Origin of the sequence: Arthrobacter sp. A2-55 (assembly GCF_025548615.1) — a bacterium.
In the GTDB taxonomy this organism is placed as follows: domain Bacteria; phylum Actinomycetota; class Actinomycetes; order Actinomycetales; family Micrococcaceae; genus Specibacter; species Specibacter silviterrae.
The window spans coordinates 21,046-45,175 of the sequence record NZ_JAJLOZ010000033.1 but is presented as its reverse complement, the minus strand read 5'-3'; the positions used below and the strand labels follow the sequence as shown (position 1 = coordinate 45,175).

24 protein-coding genes and 2 riboswitches are annotated in these 24,130 nt (G+C 66.6%); of the genes, 13 read left to right on the top strand and 11 right to left on the bottom strand.

The features are described 5' to 3' along the window. Positions 1-816, top strand: an 816-nt coding sequence (locus LPN03_RS10935) for a threonine/serine exporter family protein (RefSeq protein ID WP_262454254.1), incomplete at its 5' end; no start/stop codon positions are given. Positions 817-846: 30 nt separating this feature from the next. Here LPN03_RS10935 and LPN03_RS10930 read toward each other — a convergent pair. Next, the gene (locus LPN03_RS10930; RefSeq protein WP_262454253.1) at positions 847-1,701 is read right to left on the bottom strand and encodes a siderophore-interacting protein; all 855 of its coding nucleotides are present in this window, start codon (positions 1,699-1,701) and stop codon (positions 847-849) included. Between the two features lie 68 nt (positions 1,702-1,769). After that, positions 1,770-2,435, bottom strand: coding sequence for a uracil-DNA glycosylase (locus tag LPN03_RS10925; protein WP_240902003.1), 666 nt, complete (start codon positions 2,433-2,435; stop codon positions 1,770-1,772). A gap of 314 nt (positions 2,436-2,749) precedes the next feature. Here LPN03_RS10925 and LPN03_RS10920 point away from each other — a divergent pair, with 314 nt between their 5' ends. Both LPN03_RS10920 and LPN03_RS10915 read left to right on the top strand, forming a co-directional pair. Next, positions 2,750-3,019: a DUF3263 domain-containing protein gene (locus tag LPN03_RS10920; RefSeq protein WP_165182304.1), complete on the top strand. Its 270-nt coding sequence runs from the start codon at positions 2,750-2,752 to the stop codon at positions 3,017-3,019. Positions 3,020-3,061: 42 nt separating this feature from the next. Further along, on the top strand, positions 3,062-3,664 hold the full coding sequence (locus LPN03_RS10915) for a LytR C-terminal domain-containing protein (RefSeq protein WP_165182273.1): 603 nt from the start codon (positions 3,062-3,064) through the stop codon (positions 3,662-3,664). A gap of 513 nt (positions 3,665-4,177) precedes the next feature. Here LPN03_RS10915 and LPN03_RS10910 read toward each other — a convergent pair. Next, entirely contained in the window at positions 4,178-4,630 is a 453-nt protein-coding gene (locus tag LPN03_RS10910) for a TM2 domain-containing protein (RefSeq protein WP_240901986.1), read from the bottom strand. A 424-nt stretch (positions 4,631-5,054) separates the two neighbouring features. On the opposite strand from LPN03_RS10910, the gene groL reads away from it, so the two are divergent. Next, positions 5,055-6,683, top strand: coding sequence for a chaperonin GroEL (gene groL / locus LPN03_RS10905; protein WP_165182274.1), 1,629 nt, complete (start codon positions 5,055-5,057; stop codon positions 6,681-6,683). Positions 6,684-6,772: 89 nt separating this feature from the next. After that, the gene (locus tag LPN03_RS10900; protein ID WP_165182275.1) at positions 6,773-7,747 is read left to right on the top strand and encodes a ribonuclease HI family protein; all 975 of its coding nucleotides are present in this window, start codon (positions 6,773-6,775) and stop codon (positions 7,745-7,747) included. A gap of 30 nt (positions 7,748-7,777) precedes the next feature. Here LPN03_RS10900 and LPN03_RS10895 read toward each other — a convergent pair whose 3' ends face one another. From LPN03_RS10895 to LPN03_RS10885, 3 genes are all read right to left on the bottom strand, one after another. After that, a complete protein-coding gene (locus LPN03_RS10895; protein ID WP_165182276.1) occupies positions 7,778-8,071 on the bottom strand; it encodes a WXG100 family type VII secretion target in 294 nt (97 codons plus the stop codon). A 110-nt stretch (positions 8,072-8,181) separates the two neighbouring features. Next, entirely contained in the window at positions 8,182-9,681 is a 1,500-nt protein-coding gene (locus LPN03_RS10890; protein WP_165182277.1) for a sensor histidine kinase, read from the bottom strand. 6 nt (positions 9,682-9,687) lie between these two features. Further along, positions 9,688-10,398 (bottom strand): response regulator transcription factor, encoded by a 711-nt coding sequence (locus LPN03_RS10885; protein WP_165182306.1) that lies wholly within the window; start codon positions 10,396-10,398, stop codon positions 9,688-9,690. A 245-nt stretch (positions 10,399-10,643) separates the two neighbouring features. Between LPN03_RS10885 and LPN03_RS10880 the strand changes: the two genes are divergently transcribed. Both LPN03_RS10880 and LPN03_RS10875 read left to right on the top strand, forming a co-directional pair. Continuing rightward, complete coding sequence (locus LPN03_RS10880) at positions 10,644-11,279, top strand: TetR/AcrR family transcriptional regulator (protein WP_165182278.1); 636 nt, start codon at positions 10,644-10,646, stop codon at positions 11,277-11,279. A 9-nt stretch (positions 11,280-11,288) separates the two neighbouring features. Next, positions 11,289-12,125 carry a maleylpyruvate isomerase family mycothiol-dependent enzyme gene (locus LPN03_RS10875; RefSeq protein WP_165182279.1) on the top strand — a complete coding sequence of 279 codons (837 nt, stop codon included), beginning with the start codon at positions 11,289-11,291 and terminating at the stop codon, positions 12,123-12,125. Between the two features lie 19 nt (positions 12,126-12,144). Here LPN03_RS10875 and LPN03_RS10870 read toward each other — a convergent pair whose 3' ends face one another. From LPN03_RS10870 to LPN03_RS10855, 4 genes are all read right to left on the bottom strand, one after another. After that, positions 12,145-12,936 carry a class I SAM-dependent methyltransferase gene (locus LPN03_RS10870; RefSeq protein ID WP_262454252.1) on the bottom strand — a complete coding sequence of 264 codons (792 nt, stop codon included), beginning with the start codon at positions 12,934-12,936 and terminating at the stop codon, positions 12,145-12,147. Positions 12,937-13,248: 312 nt separating this feature from the next. After that, on the bottom strand, positions 13,249-14,907 hold the full coding sequence (locus LPN03_RS10865; RefSeq protein ID WP_262454251.1) for a DNA repair helicase XPB: 1,659 nt from the start codon (positions 14,905-14,907) through the stop codon (positions 13,249-13,251). After that, positions 14,904-17,669 carry a helicase-associated domain-containing protein gene (locus LPN03_RS10860; RefSeq protein ID WP_262454250.1) on the bottom strand — a complete coding sequence of 922 codons (2,766 nt, stop codon included), beginning with the start codon at positions 17,667-17,669 and terminating at the stop codon, positions 14,904-14,906. The genes LPN03_RS10865 and LPN03_RS10860 overlap by 4 nt, the downstream gene beginning before the upstream one ends. A gap of 36 nt (positions 17,670-17,705) precedes the next feature. Next, on the bottom strand, positions 17,706-17,942 hold the full coding sequence (locus LPN03_RS10855) for a hypothetical protein (protein WP_165182283.1): 237 nt from the start codon (positions 17,940-17,942) through the stop codon (positions 17,706-17,708). Positions 17,943-18,140: 198 nt separating this feature from the next. Here LPN03_RS10855 and LPN03_RS10850 point away from each other — a divergent pair, with 198 nt between their 5' ends. The 3 genes from LPN03_RS10850 (at position 18,141) to LPN03_RS10840 (ending at position 19,623) form a co-directional block, all read left to right on the top strand. Further along, on the top strand, positions 18,141-18,521 hold the full coding sequence (locus LPN03_RS10850) for a cold-shock protein (RefSeq protein WP_165182284.1): 381 nt from the start codon (positions 18,141-18,143) through the stop codon (positions 18,519-18,521). An 11-nt stretch (positions 18,522-18,532) separates the two neighbouring features. Continuing rightward, complete coding sequence (locus LPN03_RS10845; RefSeq protein WP_165182285.1) at positions 18,533-19,153, top strand: DUF3027 domain-containing protein; 621 nt, start codon at positions 18,533-18,535, stop codon at positions 19,151-19,153. Positions 19,154-19,221: 68 nt separating this feature from the next. Continuing rightward, complete coding sequence (locus LPN03_RS10840) at positions 19,222-19,623, top strand: nuclear transport factor 2 family protein (RefSeq protein WP_165182286.1); 402 nt, start codon at positions 19,222-19,224, stop codon at positions 19,621-19,623. 87 nt (positions 19,624-19,710) lie between these two features. On the opposite strand, the gene serC is transcribed toward LPN03_RS10840, so the two are convergent. Next, positions 19,711-20,838: a phosphoserine transaminase gene (serC, locus tag LPN03_RS10835; protein ID WP_262454249.1), complete on the bottom strand. Its 1,128-nt coding sequence runs from the start codon at positions 20,836-20,838 to the stop codon at positions 19,711-19,713. A gap of 226 nt (positions 20,839-21,064) precedes the next feature. Here serC and LPN03_RS10830 point away from each other — a divergent pair, with 226 nt between their 5' ends. The 3 genes from LPN03_RS10830 to LPN03_RS10820 all read left to right on the top strand — a co-directional run bounded on the left by LPN03_RS10830 (position 21,065) and on the right by LPN03_RS10820 (position 24,102). Next, positions 21,065-21,760, top strand: coding sequence for a metal-dependent transcriptional regulator (locus tag LPN03_RS10830; RefSeq protein WP_165182288.1), 696 nt, complete (start codon positions 21,065-21,067; stop codon positions 21,758-21,760). A 144-nt stretch (positions 21,761-21,904) separates the two neighbouring features. Beyond that, positions 21,905-22,130, top strand: a riboswitch (cyclic di-AMP (ydaO/yuaA leader). A gap of 2 nt (positions 22,131-22,132) precedes the next feature. Next, a complete protein-coding gene (locus LPN03_RS20815; protein WP_306987322.1) occupies positions 22,133-22,975 on the top strand; it encodes a M23 family metallopeptidase in 843 nt (280 codons plus the stop codon). 142 nt (positions 22,976-23,117) lie between these two features. Then, a riboswitch (cyclic di-AMP (ydaO/yuaA leader) is annotated at positions 23,118-23,316 on the top strand. Between the two features lie 3 nt (positions 23,317-23,319). Beyond that, positions 23,320-24,102, top strand: coding sequence for an NlpC/P60 family protein (locus tag LPN03_RS10820; protein WP_240901987.1), 783 nt, complete (start codon positions 23,320-23,322; stop codon positions 24,100-24,102). The last annotated feature ends 28 nt before the right edge of the window (positions 24,103-24,130 follow it).

The window sequence follows — 24,130 nt, the reverse complement described above, 5'->3', positions numbered from 1 at the left end:
GCCGGCCAGGTGGCCCGCGTGCTGGGCAAATGGCGGGTGCCGGACTTCTTCGTCACCGCGATCAGCTCCTTCATTGTCACCGTGGTGGCCGTGCTGTGCTTCATGTTCCACGTCCCGCTGAGCCCCTCCGTGGTGGTGGCCGGCGGGATCCTGCTCATGCTGCCCTCGGGGCGGCTGGTCTCCGCCGTGCAGGACGCCATCAACGGCTTCCCCGTCACGGCCGCCGGGCGCTTCCTCTCCGCTTTTTTGACCTTTGGGGCCATAGTTTCCGGCATCGCCGTCGCACTTGTCATCGGGGCGCTCTTCGGCACGGACAGGCTCAACGTGGCCGAGCCCATCGCGGCCACCCTGCCGCTGTACGTGGTGTTGCTGCTGGTGGCGCTGTCCACCGTGGCGATCTGCATTGCCGAGCAAACCTCGGTGCGGCTGCTGCTGCCCACCACGGCGGTGGCGCTGGCGGGCTACCTGGCCTACTACTACGGCATGGAATTTGGCCTCGGCGCACGGTTTGCGCCCGCGCTGGCAGCCATTGTGGTGGGCATCCTGGCCCGGGTCATCGCCCTCCGCCTGGGCGCCCCGCAGCTGGTGGTGGCCGTTCCGTCCATCATTTTCCTGCTGGTGGGGCTTTCCATTTTCCGGGCCATGTTTGTCATGACCCTCACGCCCAACGACTCCGTGACGGGCGCCGTCGGCATCTTCAACGCCCTGGTGGTGATCCTGGCCGTCGCGGCCGGCGTGGTCCTGGGCGACAACATGGCCCGCCCGCTGACCCGCTCCAACGGCCAGAAGGACAGGCGCCGCAACCGCCGGCGGTAGAACCGCTGGCGCCGCAACCGCCGGCGGTAGTTAGAGGATCTGGCCGATGGGCTGCTTCTTTTCGGCCTGGAAGTAGTCCTCCGTGCGCCCGTAGGCCCAGTAGCCGGACAGGGAGACCTGGGAGCGGTCCAGTCCGCGCTGCTTGAACAGGACGTCACGCAGCTGCTTCATGTACTCCCGTTCGCCGTGGATGAAGGCATCCACGCGCCCGGCCGGCCATGTCCCCGAGGCCACGGCGTCGACCAGTGCCGTGCACCGGCCCGGGGTGGCGCCTTCGCGGAACAGCCAGGTGACGTCGACGCCGTCGGGCGCGTCAATTGGCTGGATGTCCGCCGCGGTGTCCACCTCAAGGTAGGCCAGCCCGGAGGCCCCGGCGGGCAGGGCCTCGAGGGCGGCCGCGATGGCCGGCAGGGCGGCCTCATCCCCGGCGAAAAGGTACCAGTCGGCATCCGGATTGGGCCGGTAGGCGCCGCCGGGCCCGGAAAAGATGATCCTGTCCCCGGGGGCTGCTGCCGCGGCCCACGGCCCGGCCAGCCCGGAGTCGCCGTGGACCACAAAGTCAATGGCGATTTCCTGCGCTGCCAGGTCCACCCAGCGGACGGTGTACGTGCGCGTGGCCGGCCACTGCTCGCGCGGCATGAACTCACGCAGGGCAAACACGTCCACCGGCTCCGCGTATTCCACGCCCGGCTGCAAGAAGTGGATCTTGACGTACATGTCCGTGGCATCCTTGGGCACAAACGCCGCCAGCCCGGGCCCGCCGGCCACCACGCGCACCATGTGGGGGCTGAGCCGTTCGGTGCGGACCACGGCCAGGGACACCTGCGTGCGGGGCTTGACGGCGGGGGCAACAAACGGTTCCGGGCTGGTGCCAGCGGGATTCACAAAATACTCCTGGGGGTTGGTGCCGCCGCGCGGCCGCGTGAGATGGGCCTAAGAATATCAGCCGCCGCTCAGGCCGCCGGCAGCGCCCAGTCGATGGGGGAGGCGCCCTGCGCGCGCAGTGAATCGTTGATGCGGCTGAACGGGCGCGAGCCGAAGAAGCCCCTGGACGCCGACAACGGGCTGGGGTGTGCCGATTCAATGATGGCCGTGCCGCCCAGCAGCGGCGCCAGTTTTTGCGCGTCGCGGCCCCACAGCACGCTGACCAGGGGCCGGTCCCGGGCCGCCAGCGTCCGGATCACGGCCTCGGTGACCTTTTCCCACCCACGACGGCGGTGCGAACCCGCCGCTCCCGGCGCCACCGTGAGCACCCGGTTCAGCAGGAGGACGCCCTGCCCGGCCCAGGCGCTCAGGTCGCCATGGGCGGCCGGCGGGATGCCCAGATCCGCCTGGAGCTCCTTGTAAATGTTGTTCAGGCTGCGCGGCAGGGGGCGCGTGGCCTTGTCCACGGCAAAGGCCAGGCCCACGGAGTGGCCCGGCGTGGGGTACGGGTCCTGGCCAACTATCAGCACCTTGACCCCTGAAAGGGGTGCTCCCAAAGCACGCAGCACACCGGTGGGCGGCGGCAGGAAGGAGGCACCGGCGTCGTACTCCCGGCGCAGCATGGTGCCGAGGCCGCGCAGCGTGTCCTCCTGGGGCGCAAGGGCCTCCGCCCAGTCCGGGGCCATGAGCGCCATGGGATGGGACGCCAGGGTTTCCAGGGCCTGCAGCTGGGCGCCGTCCCAACCGGCGGGGGAAGCGGGTTCGGGCAGTTCGAACAGTGCAGGCAGGGAATCCATGGTTCCATTCTCGCCCCCTGCCGTGCAGGCTTCATCCCTCCACAGGCGCGGCCCGCTGCCTGCCTGTCCACAACCTCCCAAATGACACTCGTGTGATTCGCCATTATCATGGTAGAAGGAGCGGTGCCTGCCGGGCGCGGCCGTGTGGACAGGAAAGAGAGCGTGTTGTGACGCAAGCAGCTGAACCCCTGCCACCTGCACACGGCGGAAACATGGTGCCGGATGCGGGCCGGGAGCACGGGCTGACCGAGCGGGACACGCAAATGCTGGCACTGGAACGGCAGTGGTGGAAGTACGCCGGGGCCAAGGAGCAGGCCATCCGCGACTTGTTCGACCTGTCCGCGACACACTACTACCAAATCCTCAATGCGCTGATCGACACGGAGGCCGCCCTGGCCCATGACCCCATGCTGGTCAAGCGGTTGCGTAGACTACGTACGTCGCGACAAAAGGCCCGGACCGCGCGCCGGCTGGGCAACTGACGCACGCCCTTACTGCCTCACCCACAAGGACAGCACTGCACTATGAGCAATTACCCGCGGGATGAATTTGACCGTGTCCTGGAGAACTCGGCCCGTCATGGCGTCCACCGTGCCTCCCTTGAGGCGCCGCCCCGGAGCCTGATGCCGCTCATGACCTTCGGTGTGGCAGCCCTGTGCATTGGCCTGCTGGCGTTCCTGATTGTGCCCAAGCTGAGCGGCAACCACGCCGTGACCAATCCTCCCGCGGCCGTGTCGTCGACCTCCGCCAAGGCCACCACGCCCAGCCCGCTGCCCTCCAGCGCCGCCCCCCACACCACGGCTGCCGCGGAAACGCCGACACCGACCCCCACGCCAACGCCCGACTCGGTCCTGAACAAGGCCACCCCCGTTGCGATCTACAACGCCACGGGCATCGGCGGGCTGGCGGCCAAGTATTCCGGAATAGTCATGACGGACGGCTGGACCGTGTCGCAGGCGGCCAACTGGGCGGGCCGGCCGCAGGGGGCGTCGTCCATTGTCTACAACGGCGTGGCCCAGAAGGCGAACGCCGAGGAATTGGGCAAGCTCCTGAACATCCCCACCCTGCTGGACAGCGCCGAAATCGGGACGCCCCTGGCTGTAATCCTGGGCCCCGGCGCCCAGTAGCCCGCAACTGGGCCGGGTTGGGGTCCGCCGATTTGTACGCTGGATTCAGGACGGGTTTGGCGCCGGGAGTCCCGAGCGTTCCGTCCAGGCTGAGTGCACGACGCCGGGTCCCCGCCCTTCGCTTGCGGCCACGTTGCGCTTGCGGCCACGTGGGGAAGACGAAGCCCCTTCGCGTAGTTGGCATGTGGCGACGGCGGGGGAAAGCAGCCGCAAGCCAAGCCCTGCTCGCCGATAACGGGGCCAAACCGCCGCAAGCTGGGCTCTGCTCGCCGATAACGGGGCCACTCCGCGGTGCCGGGGTATCTTGTCGGTGCGTTCGCGGGTTCGCCCCGCAGTTTAGAAATCTGCCCGGGGACCCACCGTTCTCATGGCTTGCCCCTGGTTCGGCGGGGTTCGGCCTCACTGCGCGGCACCCCGCGTTCACCTTTTACCGCCGACAGCACAGATATGGCGGGCGAACTGATGGTTCGCCCGCCATATCTGCGCTGTCGTCATGCGATTGCGCCCGTGAATTCAATCCTTCAGCGGTACACCGTTTGCGTCGCGCTTGAAGGGATCTGCGCCGACAAGGATCATGATGCCTTCGATAAAGCCCCAGATGCCGCCGAATCCGATGGTCACAAATGTCACGACGATCTGGATGATGCCGATCTTCGTGTAGCCAAGGTAAAAGCGGTGGATGCCGAGGCTGCCCAACAGGATGCCCAGTATGCCGGCCACGATCTTTGACTTTTGCTCATAGCCGGGCTGCTGGAAGCCGGGCTGCTGCGGGTAGCCCTGCTGCTGGTACGGCTGGGCCTGGTAGGCAGGGGGTGCCTGGTCCATGGGCTGCTGGTACGGCTGTTCCTGGTAGACCGGAGGTGGCGGTGCATCGGCATAAGCTGCCGGAGCTTCGGGGGCGGGAAATGGGGGAGCCGGCGCGGGCTCTGGTTCTGCAGGCAAATCGGGGTTTTGGTTCTCACTCATGGTGACTCCTTCAGTGGTGCCGTTGATGTTGGTGAACGGGTGCATTGAGTTCGTATGTCACAGGTGCGGAATGCGATGCTGCACGCCCCACGCTAGCCGGTTGTGTTGGCCCGGGGAAGTATTTGCAAGATGGCGGCGGCCGTTCGTGGCAGAAATGGCGCAGCATTCCGTTCGCCGTCAGCACATCGGGACAATCCGCGCTTGCACTCTAGGGTGTCGAGTGCTAATTATTGACTTAGCACTCTGTGGTGGTGACTGCTAGTTCCTAGCCAGGCAGCCGCCGTCGGAGGTAATAACTTTCCTCATGTGGTGAGGATTCCGCTGCCGGGGTGAAATAGATCGCCGGTGCCGGGTCCGTCCGTCGCGGGCACCACTGTGGGGAACAAGAGTCCAAAATGACTGTCCCGAAAGGACTGAAGCCTAAATGGCCAAGATCATTGCATTCGATGAAGAGGCACGCCGCGGCCTTGAGCGGGGCCTGAACATCCTCGCCGACGCCGTCAAGGTCACCTTGGGCCCGCGCGGCCGCAACGTCGTTCTCGAAAAGAAGTGGGGCGCCCCCACGATCACCAACGACGGCGTTTCCATCGCCAAGGAGATCGAGCTGGACGACCCCTACGAGAAGATCGGCGCCGAGCTGGTCAAGGAAGTTGCCAAGAAGACCGACGACATCGCCGGTGACGGCACGACGACGGCAACCGTGCTGGCCCAGGCACTGGTCAAGGAAGGCCTGCGCAACGTTGCGGCCGGAGCAGACCCGCTCTCGCTCAAGCGCGGCATCGAGAAGGCTGTTGCAGCCGTCATCGAGCAGCTGCTGATCTCCGCCAAGGAGATTGAGACGAAGGAAGAGATCGCGGCCACGGCCTCCATCTCCGCCGGCGACACCGAAATTGGCGCACTCATTGCCGAAGCCCTCGACAAGGTTGGCAAGGAAGGCGTCATCACTGTCGAGGAGTCCAACACCTTCGGCCTGGAACTGGAACTCACCGAAGGCATGCGCTTCGACAAGGGCTACATTTCCGCTTACTTCGTCACGGACACCGAGCGCCAGGAAACGGTCCTCGAAGACCCGTACATCCTGATCGTCAATTCCAAGATCTCCAACGTCAAGGACCTGGTTGCGGTCCTGGAAAAGGTCATGGCGTCCAACAAGCCGCTGCTGATCATCGCCGAAGACGTTGAGGGCGAGGCCCTGGCCACGCTGATCGTGAACAAGATCCGCGGCCTGTTCAAGTCCGTTGCTGTCAAGGCCCCCGGCTTTGGCGACCGCCGCAAGGCACAGCTCGCTGACATCGCCATCCTCACCGGTGGCCAGGTCATCTCCGAGGAAGTCGGCCTCAAGCTGGAGAACACCACCCTTGACCTGCTGGGCAAGGCCCGCAAGGTTGTTGTCACCAAGGACGAGACCACCATTGTTGAAGGTGCCGGCGAAGCCGACGCCATCGCAGGGCGCGTGGCGCAGATCCGTGCCGAGATCGAGAACTCCGATTCCGACTACGACCGCGAGAAGCTGCAGGAGCGCCTGGCCAAGCTGGCCGGCGGCGTTGCAGTCATCAAGGCCGGCGCGGCAACCGAAGTTGAGCTCAAGGAACGCAAGCACCGCATTGAGGACGCAGTCCGCAACGCGAAGGCTGCCGTTGAAGAAGGTATCGTCCCCGGCGGTGGCGTTGCCCTGATCCAGGCCGGCGTGAAGGCCTTCGACAGCCTGAACCTGGAAGGCGACGAGGCCACTGGTGCCAACATCGTCAAGGTTGCCATCGACGCCCCGCTGAAGCAGATCGCCTTCAACGCCGGCTTCGAGCCCGGCGTGGTTGTCGACAAGGTTCGCGGCCTGCCCGTGGGCCACGGCCTCAATGCCGCCACCGGCGTGTACGAGGACCTGCTGGCTGCCGGCGTCAACGACCCGGTAAAGGTGACCCGTTCCGCACTGCAGAACGCGGCGTCCATCGCCGGGCTGTTCCTGACCACCGAAGCCGTAGTGGCCGACAAGCCCGAAAAGGCTGCACCGGCTGCCGGCGGCGGAGACGACATGGGCGGCATGGGCGGCTTCTAGCCCTCAGCTGCCAGCACCAGGGCGCACTTTCCACTTCGGAAGGTGCGCCCTGGCGTTTAAGTATCGGTGGCATCTGAAAGTATGGACATATGACTATTGTTGCGGCAGCCGACGGTTCGGCATTGGGAAATCCTGGCCCCGCGGGCTGGGCCTGGTACGTGAACGACGACTGCTGGCGTGCAGGGGGCTGGCCGCACGGCACCAACAACATGGGAGAGCTCATGGCAGTGCTGGACCTTTTCCTCTCCACCGCCCATGTCCCGCAGGAGCCGCTGCACATCCTGTGCGACAGCCAGTACGTCATCAACTGCGTGACCAAGTGGATGCCGGGCTGGAAGCGCAAGGGGTGGCGGAAGTCCGACGGCAAGCCGGTGCTCAACGTGGACCTGCTCAAGCAGATTGACGCCGCCATTGTGGGCCGCAATTTCACGTTCGAATGGGTCAAGGGCCACGCGGGCCACGACCTCAACGAGGCTGCCGACGACCGTGCCCGGGATGCGGCCACGGCGTACCAGGGCAGGCGCGCCCCCGACGAAGGCCCGGGCTTTCCCGGCGCGGCAAGCGGCGGGCCACAGGCGCCGGCACCCGCTTTAGTGCAGGCTGACGTTCCCCCTGTAACCGCCGCAGCAGCACCCGCAGCGGGGCCGGCGGAGGCCGTGGCGCAGCTCGATTTATTCTCCAGCCTCGACGATGAGCCGGACCCCGCCTTTGCCCCGTCCCCGGATGGCGGCCTGGGCATCCTGGTGGAGCTGGAACGCGAGCTCATGGACCCCGAGGTGCGCGCCGACCCCACGAGGGTGGGCCGCCTGCTGCACCGCGACTTTGTGGAGTTCGGCGCTTCCGGCCGTTCCTGGTCCCGCGAGGACCTGATTGTCTCCCTCGCCGAAGAGGACGGCAGCCCGGCCACGCTTGACGTCCTGACGCTTGACAGCGTGGACACCGATACGGCCCTGCTGACCTACAGGTGCGTCGGGCTGCACGGCACTTCGCTGCGCAGTTCCCTCTGGCGCCGGGACAACGGCCGGTGGCAGCTGCGCTTCCACCAAGGGACCCGCGAAGCATAGCCGCCTGGCTGCTCCCGAATCAGACACGCATCAACGTGCGCTGAACATCCTGGCGTTGGCGTCCTCGGCCTGTGCGTATTGGGTGGCTGCCATCGACAGGGCCGAATTGATGCTCTCCAGGGAAGCTTCCACCTTGACCTGGGTGGCATGCCATTCCTGCAGCAGGGCCTGGAAGTTGGTGGCGGCCGACCCCGTCCAGGTGCCTTCCAGGTCCAGCAGGTTGCGCTTCATGGCGTCCACTTCCATGCGGATGCGCTCCACTGAACCCTTGACGGCCGTACTCTTGATCGCGAGGTCGTCGGAGTTGACGTTGAACTGTGCCATGGCGGGGGTTCCTTAACTGCAGTGTCCCGTGCGGGAATGTTTGTTGGATGCCTCCACCATAGGGTCCCCGTAGCCGACAGACGGAGCCGCCGCCGCAATCTGTGGATGGGTTAGTCGTTGCTGCCGTCTGTGGAGGGGGCATCGGCGCCGTCGTCCGTGAATGGCAGCTCAATGGCCATGGTGGCGCCGCCTCCAGCGGTCTGCTCCAGGCGGACCGTGCCCCCGTGCGAGGCCACAATGGCCGAGACGATCGCCAGCCCCAGCCCGCTGCCGCCCGTGTTGCGGTCGCGGGAGGTGTCGGCGCGGTAGAAGCGTTCAAAGATGCGCGGCGAATCGTCCTCGGAGATGCCGGGGCCGTGGTCGCGGATCTTGATGACAGACATCTTTTGCCCAACCTCCTGCCGCGTGCCAACCACAATTTCCACGGGAGAGCCGGCCGGGGTGTAGCGCAGGGCGTTGCCCATGAGGTTGGCCACCACCTGCCGCAACTTGGCCTCGTCTCCCAGCGTGGGGGCCGGGGCCCCGCGGCCGCCGTCGAGCCCCACCACGGAGAACGTCCGGTCCCTGGCGGATGCCCGGGCGTCCAGAACCGCGTCGTGGCCGATGAGCAGCAGGTCCACGGGACGCAGCTGGAGGGGGCGCTGCTCGTCAATGCGGGCCAGCATGAGCAGGTCCTCAACAAGTTCGCCCATGCGCTTGGCCTCGCTTTCAATGCGCCCCATGGCCGTGCCGACGTCGTCCGGGGTTTGCAGCGCGCCGTGGCGGTACAGCTCGGAGAATCCCCGGATGGTGACCAGGGGGGTGCGAAGCTCGTGGGAAGCGTCCGCCACGAAGCGGCGCATCCGTTTCTCCGACGCAGTCCTGGCGGCAAAGGCCTGCTCAATGTGCGCCAGCATGGTGTTCAGCGATCCGGAGAGGCGCCCCACCTCGGTGGCGGGGTTTTCAATGTCCACGCGCCGGGTCAGGTCTCCGGCAGCAATCGCGGCGGCCGTCTTTTCAACCCTGCCCAGCGGCTGAAAGGAGCGGGTGACCGTCCAGTACGCGATCATGGTGCCCAGGGTGACGGCCAGAATGGCCACGCCGGCGATGACCACGGCCAGGCGTTCCAGGGTGATGTTGAGGCCTTCATAGGGCAGCCCGACCACCACGTAGCCAAGGTATTCAGGCGGGCTTCCCACCAAATTGGGCGGTCCGTAGGAGAAAGCCTGCGGGGCGATGATCGTGATCCGCCACGGCGCCCCGCCGTCGGTGCTGGGGACGGTGAACATCTTCCCGTTCAGGGCAGCTGCCTGCTTCATCGAGTAGGCCGGGTATACCGGTTTGTCCTGCCCGGAGCGGTTTTGGGACGCCAGCACCGAGTCCGAGTACCGGAAACCCACGTAATAGTCGAAGCCAAACACTGAACGTCCGGCGCTGGTCGAATCCACCGTGCCAATGTTCACAATGGACTTTTGGAAGGTGGACAGCTGGGCATCCATCTGTTCTTCCAGAAAGGAGTGGAGCAGCAGGAACGTTGAGGCGGCCAGCGCCAGCAGCGACAGCGTCAACAGCGCGCTGATGATTGCCACCAGCTGCGAACGCAGGGATGCGTTCTTCCACAACTTGATCAAGGCGTGTTAGCGCTTGTCGGCCGTTCGCAGCACATAACCCACGCCGCGCTTGGTCTGGATGAGGGCAGGCAGCGAGGCATCCGTGTCCACCTTGCGGCGAAGGTAGGAGATGTACGACTCCACAATGGAGGCGTCGCCGTTGAAGTCGTACTCCCACACGTGGTCAAGAATTTGCGCCTTCGAAAGCACCCTGTTGGGGTTGAGCATCAGGTAGCGCAGCAGCTTGAACTCGGTCGGGGAGAGCTCCACGGTCTGGCCGGCGCGGCGGACCTCGTGGGCGTCGTCGTCGAGCTCCAGGTCGGCAACGCGCAGCACGGCGTCGTCGTCCTCCATGGGTTGGGTGCGGCGCAGCACGGCACGGATGCGGGCCACCACCTCGTCCAGGCTGAACGGCTTCGTCACGTAGTCGTCCCCGCCCACGGTCAGGCCCGTGACCTTGTCCTCGGTGTCGTCACGTGCCGTCAGGAACAGGACGGGAAAGTGCCTTCCGGCCGCGCGGAGGCGCCGCGTGACAGTAAACCCGTCCATGTCCGGGAGCATGACATCCAGCACGGCCAGGTCAGGGTTGTACTCTTCAGCGGCGGCCAGGGCTTCGCGGCCATTGGCGGCGGCCACCACTTCGAAACCGGCAAACCGGAGGGAAGTGGAGAGCAGTTCGCGAATATTGGGCTCGTCGTCCACAACGAGCAGCTTTGCTTCAGGTCCGGTCTTCTTCACCATCTAAGTCTCCGACCATTGGCTGGGAATAAGCTGGCTATTCCTTGGGTAAGTTCTGTCAGCTTACGCTCAGGCAGCTCCCAGCGGCTAGTGGGGCGGGTGAAAACTTGTCCCTGCCCCGGGAAGTTCGACGGCGGACGCGGCCCGCGCGGGCCGGCGGCGGTTGGGCAGGGGTTGAGTCAGGGGCCGGGATATTTCCTAATGGCCTATTGATTTCCTAATGCCATTAGGTAGATGATAAGGGCATGGAGCCAGAACAGGAACACCGCCCGGTGCTGGACCGGCGCAAAGCCCGCCGGGACGCCACCATGGGTGAAATCCTGGCCGCGGCAGTGGAGCTGATGGCCCGGGACGGCGTGGCGGGCATGTCCCTGTCGGCCGTGGCCCGCAGCGTGGGCATGCGCCCGCCGTCGCTCTACGAATACTTTCCCTCCAAAAATGCCGTCTACGACGCACTCTTTGAAAGGGCTGCCGCCGGACTCCGCGACGCCGTCGGCGAGGCCGGCGGCAGGCACCCGGACCAGCCCCTCGCGGCCCTTCGCGCGGGGGCGCAGGCGTTTGTGGCGTGGTCGGTGGGGAATCCAATCGTCGCGCAGCTGATCAACTGGCGGCCGGTGCCGGGGTTTGAACCGTCGCCGCGGGCCTTCGCGCCCAGCCAGGAGATGGTCGCCCGGTTGCAGGAACAGATCGTGCTCGCCGTCGCACGCCGGGAACTGCGGGCGTCCGCAGCCACCGAGGAAGCCGTACTGCTGTTCACCACGGTGGTGGCGGGAGTCGTCTCACAACAACTGGCCAACGAGCCCGCGGGAGGGGGGTCCGGGCGCTACGCGCGCCTGGCCGAGCCCGCGGTCGAGCTGTGGCTCGAACACTACGCACCCTAAGAAGGAACCATGAGCGCCATGACCATTTCCGCAACGTCAATCCCGGCTGCCGGCAGCGAATCCGCCGCTGCAGGCTACCTCACCGTCATGAAGGCCGTGACCGGCCAGCTGCGCGCCCTGCCCGCTGCCAGCTGGGGTGCCGGCACGGACTGCACCGGATGGACGGTCCGCGACATGGCGGCCCACCTGCTCGGGGCGCAGGAGGATGTGATGGGCGTTCGCGCCACCTTGCGGCACCGCAGGCAGGGGCACAAGAGGCACCCATCACTTTCACCCCTGGATGCCGCAAACCAGGCGCAAATCGACGCCCACGCGGAATTGTCCCCGGCTGCGCTGGTGCAGGCCTACGAGGCCAACTTTGCCAAGGTCTCCCACCGGGTCCGCACGTTTCCCAGGGTGCTGGCAGGGATTCCGGTGGACAAGTCCATGGCGCCCGGCCACTCGCCGTTGCGGCTGGGCTACCTGTACAACGTCATCTACCTGCGCGACGCCTGGATGCACGCCATTGACCTGGCCCGCGCCACAGGGGTGCCCCGCGGAACCGCTGGCGCGGACCAATTGGTGGTGGAGCAGATCATGCGCGACGTTGCGGTGGAATGGGCTTCCGGGCCGGCTGCAGCCGGCGGAATTGAGCCGGCCTCCGGACCCGGCCTGGAATTGGAACTCACCGGGGAGATTTCCGGAAGTTGGCACCTGGGTGGGGCCGGCCTGCAAACCCGGGCGGCCGGCGTCGGGCTTGAATTTGTCAGGGGACTCTCCGGGCGGACTCCTGACTCAGGTCTGGCCTGCGTGGCGGGCGACCCCCGCCAGGTGGAACGGCTGGCCGCGCTGCGCATCTTGTTCTGACGTGCCCCGGTGAGGGACTTCAGGGGCGGTGGGCATAGATTTCAACGGGTGCCAAAATGCCCGCGCGGAAGGCAGTCAGCAAGTTTGCCAGGGCGGACCCGGCCAGCCCCACGGGACCTCCGGCGTCAAGCGCGTGCTCCAGGAAGGCGATCCCCTCGGGCAGCGGCTTGGCTTCATGGCCGACGTCGAATCCAGCCTGGGCCAGCGCATCCGAATAGGCGAGCGGGGGCTGGACAAAGGACGTCTCCGCGGTGGGGGCCCAGGGCATCGGGTAGGCCTCGATGTCCCCGCCCGTGACCATGATGTCGTAGACGGCAAGGACGCCGCCGGGCCGCAGGACGCGGGCTGCCTCGGCAAACAGCCGGTCCTTGTCGCGGATGTTCATGCCCACGTGGACCAGCACGGCAGCGTCAAATGAAGCGTCCGCCAGGGGGAGGGCAAGGGCGCTGGCCTGGGTGAATTCCAGCTGTCCGGCCAGCCCGGTTCGCTCGGACAGGTTCTGCGCGGCGGCCACAAATTCCGGCGTAAGGTCCACCCCGTGCACTGTGGCGCCGAAGTCGCCGGCCAGGTGCCGTGCCACCCCACCCAGCCCGGAGCCGATGTCCAACACGCGGGCGCCCGCCCTGATTCCGGCCCTTGTGGCCACCCTGGACGTGGCGGCCGGGCCGCCAATGTGGAGCTGGTCCGCGCCGCGGAGGTCCGCCGGCGCAAAGTGTTCAGGATTGCCCCCGGCATTGCGCACCACGGCCAGCATCCGCTCCAGGACGCCGCCGCTCCCATAGTGTGCGGCAACGGAATCTTCATAATCCATGACGCCTCCAGCTGGAACGGACCTGTGTGAAGCGATCCTACTCCGCACCACTCCCGGACGCTCGGTTGCGATCGGGGCGTTTTTTCAAGACGCTCGCTCGCAATTGGGGGTGTTTTCGCGAACGCTCCCTCAGCGGCATGCGGGAGGGTCGGGGCTTAGTGCCCCGGTTGCAACCGAGCGTCGGGGATTAGTGCCTCGGTTGGAACCGAGGGTCGGGGCTTAGTGCCCCGGTTGGAACCGAGGGTCGGGGAAAAGTGCCCCGGTTGGAACCGAGGGTCGGGGAAAAGTGCCCCGTTTGGAACCGAGGGTCGGCTAGGGGGCGTCGATGATGCGGTAGGCGTAGCCCTGCTCGGCCAGGAAGCGCTGGCGCTTCGCAGCGAAATCCGCGTCGATCGTGTCGCGGGCCACGAGGGCGTAAAAGCGCGCGGTGCGGCCGTCCGCCTTGGGGCGCATGAGCCGGCCCAGCCGCTGGGCCTCCTCCTGGCGGGAGCCAAAGGAGCCGGAGACCTGGATGGCCACGGATGCCTCGGGCAGGTCGATGGAAAAGTTGGCCACCTTGGAGACCACCAGCGTTTTCAGCAGCCCCTGCCGGAATTCCCCAAACAGCCGTTCGCGTTCCTTCACTGTGGTGCTGCCCTTGATCAGCGGGGCATCCAGCCGCCCGGCAATCTCATCCAGCTGGTCAATGTACTGGCCGATCACCAGGATTTGTTCCCCGGCGTGTTGGGCCACCAGCTTTTCAACGACGTCGGACTTGCTCTCGCTGGAGGCGCACAGCCGGTACTTGTCGGAGTCGTCGGCCATGGCATAGGCCATCCGCTCGTCCCTCGGCAGGTCAATCCGCACTTCCACGCAGTCCGCCGGGGCAATGTAGCCCTGCGACTCGATGTCCTTCCACGGGGCGTCGTACCTCTTGGGCCCAATCAGCGAAAACACCTCTCCTTCGCGGCCGTCCTCGCGCACCAGGGTGGCGGTCAGGCCCAGGCGGCGGCGCGCCTGGAGATCCGCCGTCATGCGGAAAATGGGGGCCGGAAGCAGGTGGACCTCGTCGTAGATGATCAGGCCCCAGTCGTTGTCATTGAGCAGTTCCAGGTGCGGGTGGAGGCCGCCGCGGCGCATGGTCAGAACCTGGTACGTGGCAATCGTGACGGGCCGGACCTCCTTGGCGGCGCCGGAATATTCGCCAATTTCCGCCTCCGTCAGGGAAGTGCGCTTGAGCAGTTCGGCCTTCCACTGCCGGGCCGAGACGGTGTTCGTGACCAAAATCAGGGTGGTGGTGCCGGAGACCGCCATGGCTGCCGCGCCCACAATGGTTTTCCCGGCCCCGCAGGGCAGCACCACCACGCCGGAGCCGCCGGCCCAAAAATTCTCCACCGCCAGGTTTTGGTACGGGCGCAGCGACCAGGCGCCGTCCTTCGGCGCCACGGCGTCGGCATCCCCTGCCGTCAGCTCAATCGGGTGCGGCGTGCCGTCCACGTAGCCGGCCAGATCCTCCGCGGGCCAGCCCGCCTTCAGCAGCAGCTGCTTCAGGGCGCCGCGCTGCGAGGAATGCACCACCACGGTGGAGGCGTCAATCCGCGGCCCCAGCAGCGGCCCCACCTTCTTGGCATGCATGACTTCCTCGAGCACGGGAAAGTCGGTGGTGCGCATGACCAGCCCGTGGACGGGGTCTTTTTCCAGGCGCAGCCGCCCGTACCGGGACATGACGTCCTCGATGTCCACCAGGAGCGGATGCGGCACGGGAAAACGGGAATACGTCAGCAGCGTGTCAAGCACCTGCTCGGCGTCCAGCCCGGCAGCCCGCGCATTCCACAGCCCCAGCGGCGTGATGCGGTAGGTGTGCATGTGTTCCGGCGCCCGTTCCAGCTCGGCAAACGCGGCAATGGCGTGCCGTGCCTCGGTGGCCTGGGGGTGGTCCACCTCCAGCAGGATGGTCTTGTCGCTTTGGACGATCAGCGGCCCGTCCGTCATGGCGCCCCTTTCCGTTTCGCAATAATTTCCACACCCATCACGCGGTGGATGCCGATGGCCCGTTCCCTGCCGCTGCCCGGATCGAACACCCGCACCCGTCCGCCCGCCACCGACACCGGGAAAAGCTGCCGCCGCTCCGGGTGTCCGTCACTTCCGACGGCGGTCAGCCAGACTGCCTGCTTGCCCCGGACTGCCGCGTGCAGCTGTTCCAGGGCCAGGGCAGGTGCCGATTCCCCCGTGCCGGGCGTCCAGGCCGGCCGGCTGCGCAGCAGTCCCAGTTGCGCTGCGGCAGCGGCTTCGGCCGCACTGGCAAGAACGACGGCGGCAGTGGCGGCGCCGCTGTCTGCATCCGGTCCGGCGCCGCCTTCAAAAGTTTCGTCGGCTTCCTCGGCCAGGAGCCGGGCCACCTCGTGTGGGGCCAGCATTTCGGGCCCGGACTGCGCCGCCCTGTCCCGGCTGCGCGGGGCGCCGGACGTGGTGCCCCGCCGGGTGCCGCCGTCGTCCGAGCCAGCGGCAAGGGGTGTGCCGGGCGCAATGCCGGGGGAGTGCCCTGCTTCCCGCAGGGCGGAAACCACCTCCGCCGGGCTGCGCGGGCTGACAGCCGCGGTGGGGGAAATTGCCGTCAATTCCAGGGCGGCCGCGGCACCCCCGGCCAACAGCTCGGCCAGGGCGGCGGCGTCCGCAGCCGTGAGGAACGTCCCGGCCTGGCCAACGGTGAACCGGCCGTGCCGGGACTGGGCATCCCTGAGCAGGTACTCGAGGGGCTGCGGCACGGGGGTGGCTGAATGCTGCGCGAGGAAGGAGAGGATGCCTTCCGCCGTGCGGCCGGCAGAGAACGCCCGCTGGATGGACGCGGCACTGAAGCGGTAGACGCCTGCCGCGCCCCGGCCCTCCGGATCGGCCAGCAGGGCCAGTTCCGCAGCGAGGTCCGGGGCCAGGAATCCGGGGGCCACTGCCGTGAGATCGCCCTGGAGCAGCAGGTGCTCCACGGGTTCGGGCAGAGCCGCGGCGACCAGGGCGAGGGCGCCGTCCCAGTCCCGGTGCACAATGGCCCTGCCATGGTCCGTCAGTGCGCCCGCACCGCTGAGCCCCAGCAGCTCCGCTTCGGACAGGAACCCCGCCAGCGCCTTGGCGACCCTGCGGGCCGGGCGCGGGTGGTGCCAGCCGAAGTGGGCCAGCACCTGGTCCCCGCGGGGTGAGGGCACGTTTGCCCGGCTTGTCGGGGAGGTGCCCGCCGGGGCCGGCCCGGCGCCGTCCGCGGGTGGCCCGGCTGCATCCTCAGCCGCCGTGCCGGCTGCCGTGCACAAAGTTTCCAAAACCTGCAAGGTGGAGCCGCGGAGCATGGGGGCGTCGGACCGGAAGGCTTCCCCGGAAAGGACGTTGACCACGGGCTGGCTGGTCCCCACCAGTGACGGCATCCGATCCGAGTCGAGCCACGCGGCCGCCAGCCACACCCACTGGGCCGCCCTGTCGCGGGCCAGCCAGCCGTCCGCCACCGCATGCCACTGGGAGGTGTCCGGGTTGAGCTTGATGAGTTTCGCCAGGGCCGCCAGTTCAAGGTAGAAGTACGACTGTGCCACATCAATGCCCAGGTCCCTGGCAAGCTGTCGCACGGCGCGCACGCCAACACCCCCGGCACGCAGCGTCGCCAGGGGATTGCCGGCTACGGATTCGAGCAGTGAATTCATGGTCCGCAGCACGGCGGCCACCGACCCCATGGCCGCGTTGTCGCGCACCGACAGGCGGATTTCCGGCACCTCCAGCGCCGGGGGAGTTGGGGCAAAGCCCGGAATCACCTGTCCGTTGCGCAGCAGCAGCCCCACCTCGGCAGGCAGCTCCACATGTCCGCCATCAAGCGGGACCAGCAGTCCCCGGGCCGTCAGCCAGTCGATGGCTTCGGCCGCCGGGTGGCCCTGAATGCCGCCAGTTTGCCGGGATCCTTCCTGCCGGGACCCGGCCTGCCGCGTGGACCCAGCCAGCCGGGCCTCCTCCTGCGTGGACCCTGCCTGCCGGGACCCTGTTTGCCTGGACCCCTCCTGCCGGGCCTCCGCATCCCGAAATGCGTGGGCCACCGATCCCATGGGGACGTGGCGGAACTGGGCCAGCAGTTCCGCCGTTCCCTCGGGCGCTCCGGCCAACAGGGCAGCGGGGGACGGACAGGCCGTCACGGCGTCGTGCAAGGCGGCTGCGGGATCCCAGGTTGCTGGATCCGGCGGGTCTCCGTGGGCTGCAGCGGTACGGCCGGCGGCCATGGCGAGTCGCTCTCGGCAGCCGGGGACGGAGGCGGCCAGTTCCGCGTAGCTGCGGCCCAGCCCGGCGGGGTGCGCGCCCAACACTTCGCGCAGGGAGGCGACTGGCAGGAAATGGGCGGGACCGGCGTCGTCCGTTGTTCGGGACGGAACCGGCGGGGACTGAACCACAGGGGACTGGACCGGCACCACCAGCGCCAGCGCGCACAGTTCCGCCAGCCAGGGTGCCAGCTGTTCTTCGGTGGCACCGGCCACGGCGGCCGCCAGTTGCCCCGCAGTGGCCCCCTGCAGGGGATCGGCCACCACAAACAAGGCTGTCAGCAGCTGCAGCTGGGGCAGGTTCAGCCGGTCCAGGGCACGGGCCACGCCCAGCCGGCTGGAGGCCCGGGCGGCCAGGGCGGAAAAGTCGGCCACGGGCGGGTCCATCAAGTCCGGACGGCGCGCCAACAGCCACAACAGCTCCGCATCGGGCGCGGCGGCCAGCCGGGAAGTCAAAAGCTGCAGGGTGGACATCAGCTCAACGCTACCCCCACGAGTGCCCCGGCGAAACTACAGCCTGCGGCGGCGGGAAACGGCATGCAGCACACTGGCGCCCATCATGAAGAACGCGGCGGGAAGGCCCAGCATGGCAATCCAGTCGAACCCGGGCCAGGGCGTCCCGCCAGCCCATTTGCCCAGCAGCACGTAGGCCAGGGATGCCAGCCCCGCCACGGCCAGCACCATGGCTGCCGCGCTGAAGGCCTGCCAGGCGCGCTCGCGGCGGGGCGAAATTGGTGAAGGGGTCATGTCCATAACGCTAACAGCGGACAGGTGCGGCACAAAGCGGCCGGGCATTGCCCAACGCGGTAATCTAGAGGGAATAGACCAGCACGCCATGTGCCTGTTTGTACCAGCTGCACATTTCACAGCCCACAGGTACTGCGATTAAACCTCGCGCAGGTGTCAAGCGTGATTCCCACGGATGAAATACACGAGGTAAAGCAAGTGCCGATCGGCAAAGTTAAGTGGTACGACAATGACAAGGGCTTCGGCATCCTGACGGCCGACGACGGCCGCGAGGTGTTCCTGCGTGCCAACGCCCTGGCCCCCGGGACGGGCGAGATCAAGCCGGGCACGCGAATGGAATTTGGCGTGGCTGACGGCCGCAAGGGTGCCCAGGCCATGGCCGCCAAGGTGATTGACCGCGGCCCGTCCGTGGCCAAGGCCAAGCGCATGCCCGCCCGCGACCTGGCCCCCATTGTGCAGGACCTGGTGTCGCTGCTGGAGCATTCCGTAGGATCCTTGACCAACGGCAAATACCCGGAAGGCGACGCGAGCAAGATTGCGGCGGCCTTGCGCAAGGTTGCCGACAACTTCGACGCGTAACGGTGCCCACCATGACCGAACTTCCCACCGATTCCCCCCAGCTGGCAGCCCCTGCCCCGCAGCGCCCCGGCGTGCCGCTCTGGCGGGTGGGCAAGCCGGACTCCTTCTTGGCCGAAGCCGTCGCCACGGCGCGCACGGCCATCCTGGACATTGCCGCCGACGGCGACATTGGCCGCCATGTGGGAGCCCGCAGCGAGGGGATCCGCTGCGTCACCCACCTTTTTGAGTGCAATTTACCCGGCTACACGGGGTGGGAGTGGTTTGCCACGATCACCCGTGTTTCGCGGTCCAAGGAGGCCACGGTCAATGAGGTGGGCCTGTTGCCAACCAACGGCTCCGTGCTGGCCCCGCCGTGGGTGCCGTGGGCCGAGCGCGTCCGGCCCGAGGACGCTGCGGCCCTGGCTGCCGCGGAGGGTCCAGTTGACGGCGGCGAGGAGCAGGCTGATGCCAAGGACGACGGCGGCGATGCGGGAGAGGCTGCTGCCGAGGACGGCGGCGACTCCGCGGACGTTGCCGACGGCGACGACAGTGACGCGGGCACCGACGACGATGACGAGGCCACCGAGGCCGACGCCGTCGCCGACGGCGGCGACGACGACTCCTACTCTGACGGCGAGTTTTCGCGCAACTGACCGGCCCTGTCGACTCGGCAACCAAGCGGCTGTTGACGGGGGCCCGGCCACGGGTCCATGCTTTGCGCATGGATGATGCAGCAGTTGATGTGGTGCGCCGTTTCTATACTGCCGTTGCCGACCGTGACATGGCCGCGGCGCAGGGTTGTTTTGCTGCCGATGCGTTGTGGCACCTGCCCGGCAGCAGCCCAATTTCGGGCGACCACATTGGCTGGGCGGCCATCCGGGACGAGTTCCTGGCGAAGCTTGGCCCACTCTCCGGCGGCACGTTCAAGGCCGAGCTCCTCGACGTTGCCGTGGGTGAGAAATACGTGGTGGCCATCCAACACGCCACGGGGGACTTTGGCGGGCGCATCCTGGACATCACCGGCTGTCAGCTGATGCGCGTGCAGGACGGCCTCATTCACGCCGTCCGCGGACATTACTCCGACCAGGCCCAGCTGGATGCGTTCTGGGAAGAACCGGCCTGACCCTCCGCGGCGCTGAGGAGGCCGAAACGGATAATTGAGCCTAATATATCGGGATCAATTATCCGTTCCGGCCTCCCGGCGGGATGCCTAGAGGTTTTCCACCACGTAGTCGATGCATTTGGTCAGTGCCGTGATGTCATCCGGATCGATCGCGACGAACGTGGCGATGCGCAGCTGGTTGCGGCCCAGCTTGCGGTAGGGCTCGGTGTCCACGATCCCGTTGGCGCGCAGCACCTTGGCAACGGCGGCCGCGTCGACGGAGTCATCGAAGTCGATCGTGACGATGACATTGGAGCGGTCCTCGGCCCGGGCCACAAACGGGGTGGCCACGCTGGAGGCCTCGGCCCAGGAATACAGGCGCCCTGCGGAGTCCGCCGTTCGCTTGGCGGCGAAGTCGAGCCCGCCGTTGCCGTTGAGCCACTTGACCTGCTCGTTTAGCGTGACGAGCGTGGACAGCGCGGGCGTGTTGTACGTCTGGTTCTTGAGGGAGTTGTCAATGGCCGTGTTCAGGTTCAGGAAGTCCGGCACCCAACGGTCCGTGGCGCCAATGCGGGCGGCACGTTCCAACGCGGCCGGGGAGAAAAGGCCCAGCCACAGGCCGCCGTCGGAGGCAAAGTTCTTCTGCGGCGCGAAGTAGTACACGTCCGCCTCGGTGATGTCCACGGCCAGCCCGCCAGCCGCCGAGGTGGCGTCGACCACGACCAGAGCGCCGCCGTCGGCCCCTGCAACGCGCTTGACGGGGGCGGCGACGCCGGTGGACGTCTCGTTCTGGGGCCAGGCGTAAACATCCACGCCGGCCTCGGCTGCCGGCTCGGGGCGTGTCCCCGGGGCGGAGGTGATGATGGAGGAGGCATCCAGGAAGGGTGCCTTGTTGGTGGCAGAGGCAAACTTTGAACCGAACTCGCCAAACGAGAGGTGCTGGGCCTTCTTCTCAACCAGGCCGAAGGAGGCCACGTCCCAGAAAGCGGTGGAGCCGCCCACGCCCAGGATGACCTCGTAGCCGTCCGGTGCCCCGAAGAATTCCTTGAGGCCGCTGCGGACCTCGCCCACGAGGTTCTTCACGGGAGCCTGGCGGTGGGAGGTCCCCAGCAGGGAGGCACCGGCGGCGGACAGAGCAGCCACCTGCTCGGGACGGACTTTGGACGGGCCGGCACCGAAGCGGCCGTCGGCCGGGCGAAGATTGGCAGGGATGGTGAGGGGCGTGGATTCGCTCACGTGTTTGCTCCAAAATTTAAGCGATGGAAGTAAAGGCGCCAAGGGCCTGGTGCCAATTCTGCCGCAAAATGGCGCCCATCCCGAAATGCGGGCCGCATGCCGAAACAATCGGGCTGTGGGTGCCGGCCGGGAACAAAGGACCGTTTTCATCCCTTGTATTAAGCACGATAACGTAGGGAGTCAGGCCCCTGCCCGGAATCTCGCTCAACATTAGGAGGAATCTGACGTGACAGATTTGATTGACACGACGGAAATGTATTTGCGAACCATTCTGGAGCTGGAAGAAGAGAACATCGTTGCCCTGCGGGCCCGCATTGCAGAGCGCCTGCACCATTCCGGTCCCACCGTGTCCCAGACCATCGGGCGCATGGAGCGTGACGGCCTGGTGATAGTTTCCGGGGACCGGCACCTCGAGCTCACCCCCGCCGGTCGGGACAAGGCCACCCGCGTGATGCGCAAGCACCGCCTGGCCGAACGCTTGCTTTCCGACGTCATTGGCCTGGACTGGGCCTACGTGCATGAGGAGGCCTGCCGGTGGGAGCACGTCATGAGTGAACGCGTGGAGCAGCGGCTGTATGACCTGCTGGGCAAGCCTGAGGAATCGCCCTACGGCAACCCCATCCCGGGCCTGGAGGAACTGGGCGGGGAAGTGGCGCCGGAGTTCTCTGCCGGGCTGGTGACCCTGGTGGAGGCCATGGGCACCTACTCCCCGGACCAGTCCGTCACCATCCACCGGCTCTCGGAGCGCATTCAGGTGGAACCGGAGCTTCTTGGCCAGCTGGACGAGGGCGGCCTGCGCCCCGGCGCGCAGATTTCGCTGGCCCAGGTGGGCGAATACATCTCGGTTCGCGTCCCAGGCATCGAAGGCGCCTTGGAACTGCCTCCCGAAGTTGCCTCACATGTTTTTGTTTCCATGAGCTGACTAGCCCTGAAGGCGCCCTCCATGGCCCCGGCGCCAGCCGCCCAGGAGATAACGGAATTATCACGGCGGCCAGATTTACCGTATAGTAGCCAACGGCGCTGTAACCAAAGCGTTACCAACTTTTGACACCGAGCCTTGCCTTCAAAAGATGGTTTGCAAGCAATTCAGGCAAGGACGGGGGAACCACAAGCGGCGGACCCAACAGTCCGCCTTGGGGTGAAGCCCGCAGGCCACGCACTTAAATCCCATCCACGCACTCCGCCAGGACTGCAACGGGATGCCAATGTGCCGGGCGCGGGCCGGATCAACAAGCTGCACTCAGATCCGAATCCGACAGCTAACCTCGCAGGTGCCTTTATAGAGAGGTATTGAGTGTCAGAGGCAATTCAGCACGGCCGCCGTCGCGTGGTTGTGCAGGCCACCTGTGTGCCCGAGGGCGTCCCGGCCAGCCGCCGGGAAGCGCTCGCCGCAGAGCGGGGCAGGGCCAAGCCGCAAACTGCGCACGGCCACCCGGCCCGCTCCGGATCCCGTTACAGGGTCCGTGCCGGCCGAAAGCCCGGCTTCCCCAGTGGCGCGGGGCAGACAGCGGGAATTGTGCTGGCCGCGACAGGACTGGCGCTGGCCGTCGCCCTTCCCTCCGCCGGCGGCGCACTCCCGGCCGTGGACGCCCAACCGGCCCTGGCGGTGCAATCCCTGGTGACAGCGGCCGCGGACGTGCCCATCAGCTTTGCCACCCCGGCCGTGGGCAGCTCGCTCAACCTTGATGGTCAGCTGAAGCAGACACTGCAGGTCGAGGCCGCCAAGGTGACACCCCAGGCAGCCAAGGGGACGCTGTCGGCACCCCTGAAAAACCTGGTACAGACATCGCCGTTTGGAGCCCGCATCAATCCCGTGACCGGAGCCGCAGGAGACTTCCATACCGGCCAGGACTTTGCCATCCAGTGCTCGACCGAGGTATTTGCTTCTGCCGGCGGCACCGTGAGCTACGCGCAATGGCATGAGTTTGGCGGTGGCAACCGGGTGGTCATCAACCATGGCAACGGCCTCTCAACCAGCTACAGCCACCTCAGCTCAATCGGCGTCAAAGTCGGGCAAAAAGTGGAGCGTGGCGACCTCATTGCGCTGAGCGGCACCACCGGCAACTCCACCGGCTGCCACCTGCACTTTGAGGTGCTGGTGGATGACGAAACCGTTGACCCGCAAGGCTGGCTTTAATCCCTCCACAGGGGGTGCCAGGTCACGGCTTTGACACCGCACCGTGACCGGAACGTGACATTGGCGAAAATCTGTTGTACCGTCGTAACCGCGCCTGCTTCGAATCAAGCGGGCGCCCATGAGTGGATTGCCTAGCTCTGCCACTGCTCATGGTCCGTTCGTAACAATCGTCTGGCAGGGGCGGGGGAACCAATATCGGGCTTCGTTTTCACGAGAAGTCCTAGGGGTGAAGTCGCACTACATCCGCACAGAAGATTCGTCTTCAGCGGTGGATGGGAATGCGGCCGGGTGACTCCCATCCGAATCCGACAGCTTACCTCGCAGGCTTTGGGAGAGGATCCTTCTTGTCTTCAAACACTGCCCTTGGGCGCCACCGCGCCGAGGTTGTTAAGACCAGCCCGATCTCCGTCATCTCGAAAGCCGTCAGCTCCAACGTCGGTGGTGTCGGACGCCAGGCCGCTGTAATCGCAGCAGCTTCAGGGCTTGTCCTTACTTCTGGTATCGCAGCAAACGCATCAACCCCCACCGTGGAGCGTGCATCTGACGGTGGAACCACGCTTAGCCTGAACTCGGAGCTGGCCTCCGGCGTAACGGCGGCATCCACAGTAAAGATTTCCTTCGCAAGCCCTGTGGTCACTTCCACGCCGGCTCCTGCTGTGCAGGCACCCGTCGTGGCAGCACAGAGCAACGATGTTGCAGCAGCCCCGGCTGCCGCAGTCGCAGCAACTCCCGCAACCGCAGCTCCCGTCATCACAACCACTGAAGCTCCTGCGCCGGCCGCCAAGCCTGCTGTCAAGAGCGGCATTGGGGCAACCATTGCAGCTGCGGCTTACGCCCAGCTGGGTGTTGCACAGGACTGCACCGCGCTGGCCTCCAACTCCCTGGCGGCCGCAGGCATCAACTTCCACGGCTGGCCGGCGGACTACATGTCCCTGGGCCGCACCGTGGGCCAGGCCGAAGCACAGCCCGGTGACCTCATCTACTACGCAAACGGTGGCGGCGGCATGGCCCACATCGCTGTTTACGTAGGCAACGGCATGGCCGTCCACGGCGGATTCAACGGTTCAACCGTTCTGTACTCCGTGAACGTCGGCTCCGGCCCGGTCTTCATCGCGATCGGCCACTAAGCCAAGCAGCAACCACGTCAAAGGGCCC